This is a genomic window from Kitasatospora sp. NPDC057512 (assembly GCF_042802135.1).
GTDB lineage: Bacteria > Actinomycetota > Actinomycetes > Streptomycetales > Streptomycetaceae > Kitasatospora.
Window position 1 is genome coordinate 1 of sequence record NZ_JBHVET010000518.1, and the last position, 6,348, is coordinate 6,348.

5 protein-coding genes are annotated in these 6,348 nt (G+C 70.7%); all 5 read left to right on the forward strand.

The window, feature by feature from the left end; all coding sequences use genetic code 11:
- Nucleotides 1-377: 377 nt before the first annotated feature.
- The 5 genes from ACFU6K_RS27970 to ACFU6K_RS27990 all read left to right on the forward strand — a co-directional run bounded on the left by ACFU6K_RS27970 (nucleotide 378) and on the right by ACFU6K_RS27990 (nucleotide 6,330).
- On the forward strand, nucleotides 378-1,568 hold the full coding sequence (locus tag ACFU6K_RS27970; RefSeq protein ID WP_380667557.1) for an ROK family transcriptional regulator: 1,191 nt from the start codon (nucleotides 378-380) through the stop codon (nucleotides 1,566-1,568).
- A gap of 148 nt (nucleotides 1,569-1,716) precedes the next feature.
- Entirely contained in the window at nucleotides 1,717-3,072 is a 1,356-nt protein-coding gene (locus ACFU6K_RS27975) for an ABC transporter substrate-binding protein (protein ID WP_380667559.1), read from the forward strand.
- Between the two features lie 26 nt (nucleotides 3,073-3,098).
- The gene (locus tag ACFU6K_RS27980) at nucleotides 3,099-4,112 is read left to right on the forward strand and encodes a carbohydrate ABC transporter permease (RefSeq protein WP_380667561.1); all 1,014 of its coding nucleotides are present in this window, start codon (nucleotides 3,099-3,101) and stop codon (nucleotides 4,110-4,112) included.
- A gap of 20 nt (nucleotides 4,113-4,132) precedes the next feature.
- Nucleotides 4,133-5,041, forward strand: coding sequence for a carbohydrate ABC transporter permease (locus ACFU6K_RS27985; RefSeq protein ID WP_380667563.1), 909 nt, complete (start codon nucleotides 4,133-4,135; stop codon nucleotides 5,039-5,041).
- Between the two features lie 8 nt (nucleotides 5,042-5,049).
- Nucleotides 5,050-6,330: a 6-phospho-beta-glucosidase gene (locus ACFU6K_RS27990; protein WP_380667565.1), complete on the forward strand. Its 1,281-nt coding sequence runs from the start codon at nucleotides 5,050-5,052 to the stop codon at nucleotides 6,328-6,330.
- Nucleotides 6,331-6,348: the final 18 nt, after the last annotated feature.

Consider the following 6,348-nt stretch of genomic DNA (forward strand, 5'->3'; position numbering starts at 1 on the left):
CTTCTGGTGTGACCCCTCGGCTCATCGAAGGGCCACACCAGAATCTCCGCCTGCTTTCATGCGTGATTCGCGGGCGTGTCACTCTCCTCTCCCGGGGAGGGCGACACGCCCGTTTTTGTTCTTCATACGGAGTTCCCTGGGGGGCCGAGTGGGCGTCAGCCCCGCTGCCGGCGCGGTGGGGGCGGGGCTTCGTGCTGTCGGGTAACGCTTCGGCATCCTCCGCTCCGCCCACCATTGACACCCCTACGACAGGGCGCTTACGGTCCTTCCCTAGCGACTGGAAAGTTTCCTAACAGTTCGTCCGAAACCCGCCCGATCCCCACGCCCGGGCCACTCGCGGGACGTCGACGACCAGCCGGAAGAGGAGGATGCCGGGCATGACCAAGAGCACCGCCAAGGCCCCCCTCGCCGGCACCCCCAGTCTGCTGCGCGCCATCAACGACCGCGCCGCCCTCGAACTGCTGCTGGAGAACGGGCCGCTCTCCCGCACCCAGATCGGCACCCTCACCGGGCTGTCCAAGCCCACCGCCTCCCAGCTGCTGGCCCGGCTGGAGGCGGCCGGGCTGGTCCTGCCGGTCGGTACCACGGCGGGCGGGCCCGGCCCCAACGCCCGGCTGTACCAGGTGAATCCGGCCGCCGGGTACGTCGCCGGACTGGACGTCACCAACAGCGGCATCGAGGTCGCCGTCGCCGACATCACGGGCACCACGCTGGCCGAGCACACCGTGCCGACCAAGGGCGTCCCGGCCGCCGCGACCGTGCCCACCGTCGCCGCCGCGGTGGCCGAGGCGGTGCGGGCCGCCGGCCTGCCCGAGGGCGCCCTGCGCACCGTCGCGATCGGGGTCGGCGGCGCCCCCGACCCGGTCACCGGCAAGCTGCGCTACGCCTCCCACCTGCCGGGCTGGCACTCGCCCCGGCTGGTCGAGGAGCTGACCGGGGCGATCGGCGCGCCGGTGTCGATCGAGAACGACGTGAACCTGGCCGCCGTCGCCGAGCGGTCCTCGGGCGCCGCGGCCGGCTTCGAGGACTTCGTCCTGCTCTGGGCCGGGGCCGGGGTCGGCGCGGCGATCGTGATCGCCGGGCGGCTGCACCGCGGCTTCACCGGCGGCGCCGGGGAGGTCGGCTACATGCCGCTGCCCGACTCCCCGGTCGAGTGGGACGCCCGCCGCCGCAAGTTCGGCGGGTTCCAGGCGCTGGTCGGCGCGCCCGCCGTCCGGTCGCTGGCCCGTGAGCACGGGCTCGGCGCGGCCACCGCGCAGGAGTCCATCGCCAGGGCGCTGGCCACCCCGGGCGCCGGCGACGCCTTCCTCGCCGAGCTGGCCGGGCGGCTCGCCGTCGGGCTGGCGGTGATCGTCGCCGTCGTCGACCCCCAGCTGGTGGTCCTCTCCGGTGTGGTGCCGAGCGCGGGCGGCGAACGGCTGCGCGCGCTGGTCGAGGACGAACTGGCGCGGATCTCCATCGCCCGGCCGGAGGTCCGCAGCAGTGCCCTGTCCGGTTCGCCGGTCCTGCTCGGCGCCCTGCAACGTGCCCTGTCCGACGCCCGCGAGGCGGTCTTCTCCACCCACTGACATCCGCCCACCCCACCGATCGACTCGACGCGCCCACCCACTGACGCTCCCCCTGTCACCTCGCCACCTGCACCCACCTCTCCCCAACCCCCGAACGCGGGACCCGAGGCAACGAGGCCTGCCCGCGCACCCCCAGGAGGATCCCGAAGTGCACGCCACCACCTCCCGCAGAGGCCGCCGCACGGTCGCCGCCGTCGCCGGCAGCGCCGTCCTGGCCCTGCTCGCCTCCGCCTGCACCGGTTCCAGCGACTCGGGCGGCTCCGACGACTCGGCCGGCGGCAAGGACGTCACCATCACCTTCTGGCACGGTTGGAGCCAGGAGAACGAGAAGAAGGCGATCAACGACAACATCGCCGCCTTCGAGAAGGCCCACCCCAACATCCACGTCAAGGCCGTGGACAGCCTCGAGGACGACAAGGTCAACCAGGCCCTGCGGGCCGGCGGCTCCGACGCGCCGGACGTGGTCTCCTCGTTCACCACCAACAACGTCGGCATGTTCTGCTCGACCAAGGCCTTCGTCGACCTCAAGCCGATGCTCCAGAAGAGCGGCATCGACCCGGCCAAGACCTTCCCGGCCACGATGCTCAACTACACGCAGTTCCAGGGCAACCAGTGCTCGCTGCCGCTGCTCGGCGACGCGTACGGCCTGTACTACAACAAGAAGGCCTTCGCCGACGCCGGCATCGCCAACCCGCCGAAGACCTTCAGCGAGTTCGCCGAGGACGCCGCCAAGTTGACCGTCGCCGACGGCGACTCGTTCAAGCAGCTCGGCTACATGCCGCTGTACCACGGCTACGAGTCCACCACCGAGCACTTCCTCGGCCAGTACGGCGCCACGTACTTCGGCGCCGACGGCAAGTCGAACATCGCCACCGACCCGAAGGTCGCCGCGATGTTCAAGTGGCAGAAGGGCCTGGTCGACCAGCTCGGCGGCTACGACAAGCTGGAGAAGTTCCGCGCGACCTTCGGCGAGGAGTTCAGCGCCAAGAACCCCTTCCACACCGGCCAGGTCGCGATGGCCCTCGACGGCGAGTGGCGGACCGCCTCGCTCGCCAAGGACAAGCCCGACTTCGAGTGGGCCACCGCCGCCTTCCCCGTGCCGGACGACCAGGCCGACACCTACGGCCGCGGCTACCAGACCGGCACCATCATCGGCATCGCCAGCACCAGCAAGAAGCAGGCCGCCGCCTGGGAGTTCGTCAAGTACCTGACCACGGACACCGACGCGGTGGTGAGCTTCGCCAACGCGATCCACAACGTGCCGAGCACCTTCGAGGCGCTGGACTCGCCGAAGCTGGTGAGCGACCGGAACTTCAAGACCTTCCTGGACGTCGCCAAGAACGCCCACTCCGGCACCACCCCGCCGGCCGTCAACGGCGGCAGCTACATCATCACCCTGCAGAACCTCGGCTACGACTACGAGTCCGGCAAGCAGGGCGACCTCCAGGCGGGCCTGGCCGCCACGGCCAAGCAGATCGACACCGACATCGCCCAGGCCAAGTAGGCCGGGGAACGGTCCACGGAGCTCCCATGTCACTCGCGTTCGGCACCCGCAAGGGAAGCGACGAGGCCGACGCGGGACCGACCGGCCCGGCGGCGCCCTCCACGCAGCACCTGCTGCGCCGGAAGCGCCGCCGGGAGGCGGCCCGCACCCTCGCCTTCCTCTCCCCCTGGCTGATCGGGTTCAGCGTCTTCTTCGTCTACCCGCTCGTCTCCACCGCCTACTTCTCCTTCACCTCGTACAACGGCTTCGGCACCCCGGTCTTCAGCGGCCTGAAGAACTGGGACTACGTCTTCAACAACCTGCCGACCTTCTGGCAGGGTCTGCGCAACACCCTGTGGCTGGTCGTCGTGATGGTGACCCTGCGGGTCGTCTTCGGCCTGGGCATCGGGATGCTCATCACCAAGGTGAAGACCGGCGCGGGCTTCTTCCGCACCGCGTTCTACCTGCCGTACCTGGCCCCGCCGGTGGCCGCCACCGTCGCCTTCGCCTTCCTGTTCAACCCCGGCACCGGCCCGGTCAACCACCTGCTGGGCGAGCTCGGCCTGCCGCAGCCCGGCTGGTTCGCCTCCCCCGACTGGTCCAAGCCCGCGCTCACCCTGCTCGCCATGTGGGGCGTCGGCGACCTGATGGTCATCTTCATGGCCTCGCTGCTGGACGTCCCCCGGGAGCAGTACGAGGCGGCCGCGCTGGACGGCGCCGGCCCGTTCCAGCGGTTCCGGTACGTCACCCTGCCGAACATCTCGCCGATCATCATGTTCGCGGTGGTCACCGGGGTGATCCAGACCATGCAGTACTACACCCAGGCGATCGTCGCCGGGAAGGTCGCCAGCGGCATCGCGGGCGGCTCCGGCCAGCCCTTCGAACCCGGCTTCCCGAACGGCTCCACCTGGACCCTGCCGCAGATGGTCTACAAGCTCGGCTTCCAGAGCTTCAACTACGGCGCGGCCTGCGTCGTCGCCCTGGTGCTGTTCGCCATCTCGATGGCCGTCACCTCGATCCTGCTCCGCCGCCGGTCCGGCTTCATGGCGAGCGACGACTAGCGGCCCGTGAGGACCTGATCATGACTCTTGGCACCACGCTCACGAGGGCCCCGGCCGCGGCCGGCCCCTCCCGCCCCGGCGGACCCGCCGCCCGGGCCGCCCGCCGCCGCGCGGCCCTCAACTGGGTGGCCGTGCACGCGCTGGCCATCGCCGCCGCACTGTTCTTCCTGCTGCCCTTCGTGTTCGTCTTCCTCACCTCGGTGATGTCGGACCGGCAGGCGCTCACCACCGACTACTGGCCGACCAGCTGGAACTGGGGCAACTACGGCAAGGTCTGGGACACCCCCGGCTTCCTCACCTGGTGGCGCAACACCCTGCTGTACGCCGTGGCCGGCACCGTGCTGACCGTCGTCTCCAGCCTGCCGGTGGCCTACGCGCTCGCCAAGTTCCGCTTCCGCGGCCGCAACCTGGCGCTGATGGCGGTCATCTCGATGATGATGCTGCCGCCGCAGGTCACCGTCATCCCGATGTACCTGTTCTGGTCCAAGCAGATGGGTCTGAGCAGCTCGCTCTGGCCGCTGATCATCCCGATGGCCTTCGGCGACGCGTTCACCATCTTCCTGCTGCGCCAGTTCCTGATGACCATCCCCAGGGAGTACATCGAGGCCGCCCGGATCGACGGCTGCGGCGACCTGCGCACCCTGCTGCGGGTGGTCCTGCCGATGGCCAAGCCGGCCATCGCGGCGGTCGCGCTGTTCCAGTTCTTCTACTGCTGGAACGACTACTTCGGCCCGCAGATCTACGCCAGCAACAACCACGACTCCTGGACGCTCAGTTACGGGCTGGAGTCCTTCAAGGCCGCCCACCACACCAACTGGAACCTCACCATGGCCGCCACCATGATGGTGATGGCCCCGGTGATCGTCCTCTTCTTCTTCGCTCAGAAGGCCTTCATCGAAGGCGTGACACTGACAGGGGTCAAGGGCTGATGTCCGCACTGAAGTTGGCAATCGTCGGCGGGGGTTCGACGTACACTCCGGAGCTGATCGACGGCTTCGCCCGGCTGCGCGACACCCTGCCGGTCGGCGAGCTGGTGCTGATCGACCCGGCCGCCGAGCGGCTGGAGCTGATCGGCGGCCTGGCCCGGCGGATCTTCGCCAGGCAGGGCCACCCCGCGGTCGTCACGGTGACCACGGACCTGGCGGCGGGCGTCGCGGACGCCGACGCCGTCCTGCTCCAGCTGCGCGTCGGCGGGCAGGCGGCCCGCGACCGGGACGAGACCTGGCCGCTGGAGTGCGGCTGCGTCGGGCAGGAGACCACCGGCGCCGGCGGGCTCGCCAAGGCGCTGCGCACCGTCCCGGTGGTGCTGGACATCGCCGAGCAGGTGCGCCGGACCAACCCGGACGCCTGGATCGTGGACTTCACCAACCCGGTCGGCATCGTCACCCGGGCGCTGCAGACCGCCGGCCACAAGGCCGTCGGGCTGTGCAACGTCGCGATCGGCTTCCAGCGCAAGTTCGCCGGGCACCTGGGCGTGGACCCGGAGCTGGTCCGGCTCGACCACGTCGGGCTCAACCACCTCACCTGGGAGCGCGGGGTCACCCTGCTGGACGCGCCGGGCGCCGCGATCGGGCGCGAGGTGCTCCCGGAGCTGCTCTCCTCGCACGGCAAGGAGATCGCCGAGGACCTGCACCTGCCGCAGGCCGTCATCGAGCGGCTCGGCGTCGTACCGTCCTACTACCTGCGGTACTTCTACCAGCACGACGCCGTGGTGGCGGAGCTGAAGGAGCAGGGTTCGCGGGCCGCGCAGGTCGCCGAGATCGAGCGGCAGCTGCTGGAGCTGTACGCCGACCCGGCCCTGGACACCAAGCCCGAGCTGCTCGGCAAGCGCGGCGGCGCCTTCTACTCGGAGGCGGCCGTGCAGCTGATCGCGGCACTGCTCGGCACCGGCGGCGGCACGTCCGTGCAGGTGGTGAACACCCGCAACGACGGCGTGCTGCCGTTCCTGCCGGACGACGCCGTCATCGAGGTGCCGGCCGAGGTGGACGCGCGGGGCGTGCGCCCGCTGCCGCAGCGGCCCGTCGAGCCGCTGTACGCCGGCCTGGTCGCCGCCGTCACCTCGTACGAGCACCTCGCCCTCGACGCCGCCCTGCGCGGCGGCCGCGACCGGGTCTTCGACGCCCTGCTCGCCCACCCGCTGGTCGGCCAGATCGAGCTCGCCGACCAGCTCACGGACCGCCTGCTCGCCCACAACCGCGAGCACCTCGCCTGGGCCTGACCGGGCCCGCTCCGCACC